This is a genomic window from Arsenophonus sp. ENCA (assembly GCF_002287155.1).
GTDB lineage: Bacteria > Pseudomonadota > Gammaproteobacteria > Enterobacterales > Enterobacteriaceae > Arsenophonus > Arsenophonus nilaparvatae.
In genome coordinates, this window is record NZ_NHNG01000227.1 from 1 (window position 1) to 1,958 (window position 1,958).

Below are 1,958 nucleotides of genomic sequence, written 5' to 3' on the forward strand. Positions count from 1 at the left end.
TACAGGTTTCGATCTTGACCAGCGGGTCACCCAACTTGTCGATCGTCTGTTGGTGATACTGGTTTGCAAAGAGGTCATTCTTAATGGCGCTGCGTTTCTTCATGGTGGTTAGCTCAGTAGACCAGCTTCCGATAACTTTATCAGCAAAATCAAACTCGGCTTAGGTTTTTCGAGGTGCCCTTTAGTAAATTTAATCAGTAAAATAAGATATTGTTTTTATTCTTTTTCCTATTATTAAAATTTATCCTTTTATTGTTAGAAGTTTATTTTAATCATAATGGATAATAAAATATTGCCTTATATTGTAACAGTTTAATTTTAAAATCAATTTATCACTATAAATACATCATTATTTAAGATAAGAGTGACATATCCAGATGGTTAAAACCCATTAAAATTGACTTAAGCAATAAAAATTGCAATTGAAAACTAGGGTCGAAGTGTGTGATCCGTTATTATACCCACGATTTTTTGGAATGGAATAACGAGGAAGCCTTGAGATGTGGTTTAAAAATTTAATGATCTACCGCTTAAATCGGGAATTTACATTATCCGTCGATAAGCTTGAAAAACAACTTGCCACAGTGGCTTATAGCCCATGCGGAAGCCAAGATATGATGAAAATAGGTTGGACATCACCGATGGGACCTCACAGTGAAGCGCTAATACACTCGGTTAATAATCAAATTCTACTTTGCGCACAGAAAGAAGAAAAACTGCTGCCAGCACAAGTTATCAAACAAGAGTTACAAGCAAAAATTAAAAAACTAGAAACAGCTCAGGCGCGAAAACTGAAAAAAAGCGAAAAAGATCCATTGAAAGACGAAGTAATTCATGCGCTTTTGCCCAGAGCTTTTAGTAAAATCAGTCATACTTATATCTGGTTAGATATAATCAATAACCTGATTATCGTAGATGCAGCCAGTACTAAACGTGCTGAAGATAACCTGGCTTTTTTACGTAAAACATTAGATTCGCTGCCAGTTGTTCCTCTAAGTTATCAAAATCCGATCGAACTGACATTAACTGAGTGGCTACGCTCGGGCCAACCAGCCAATGGTTTTAGTTTATTGGATGAAGCTGAATTAAAAGCACCTGTTGAAGAAGAGGGCGTGATCCGTTGTAAAAAACAAGATTTATGCTGCGATGAAATTATTGCCCATATTGAAGCTAAAAAACGGGTAACAAAATTAGCATTAGAGTGGGAAGAGCGTATTCAATTCATTCTTTCGGACGACGGAACTGTTAAAAGACTAAAATTTAGTGATCTAATAAAAGAACAAAATGATGATATTGATAAAACAGATTTTGCCCAACGTTTTGATGCTGATTATATCTTGATGACAAACGAAATAAGTACGTTGATAAAATGCCTAATTGATGCTTTAGGTGCAGAAATGAATACTTAATGCGATTGGCTTGTTAATGCACTAAAATCACTGGAAATGGCGATTTTTAATCGCCAATTTAATTTTATCGACTAGGTAAATTCCCCCTTCTGGACTGAATGATAAATAAACTCATATCACTATACCTTTACTTGTTTAAATGAATAAATATAGGGCACCTCGAAAAACTCAAGATTTTCAATTAACCCTTGGCTTTCATTCTAAATAATTAGATTTTTTTTGATTATCACGTTACTGATTCTATCGCACATTGCCCTGGCTAGGGCCATTTGACCCATTCTGGGCGTCAGAAAGCCACGATGCACGCGCTCTGGAAGTACGCCAACCGCTTTAGGTTGTAACATGCTGCCATCATCGTCATGGCAAAATTAGCGCGCACCTGTCCAATGGTGCGGATCAGTTTTCTACCCATTTGTTCCATCGCCGCAAATGCATGTTCAACCCGTGCCCTAGTCTTTGCAATCCTGTGGTTTCGCCCTTGCTGAGTCTTGGACAACGGTTTGTTTCGATGGCCTTTACGCTGAATCTGGCTCCTATAGCCGTTTGCCT

The 1,958-nt window shown here is 37.4% G+C and carries 2 protein-coding genes; one reads left to right on the plus strand and one right to left on the minus strand.

The window, feature by feature from the left end; genetic code table 11:
* The first annotated feature begins 500 nt into the window (after window positions 1–500).
* A complete protein-coding gene (gene rdgC, locus CBG25_RS05970) occupies window positions 501–1,409 on the plus strand; it encodes a recombination-associated protein RdgC (RefSeq protein WP_290605295.1) in 909 nt (302 codons plus the stop codon).
* Window positions 1,410–1,695: 286 nt separating this feature from the next.
* Here rdgC and CBG25_RS05975 read toward each other — a convergent pair.
* Window positions 1,696–1,958 (minus strand): transposase (locus CBG25_RS05975; protein ID WP_290603799.1); only part of this gene is annotated, 263 nt, incomplete at its 5' end.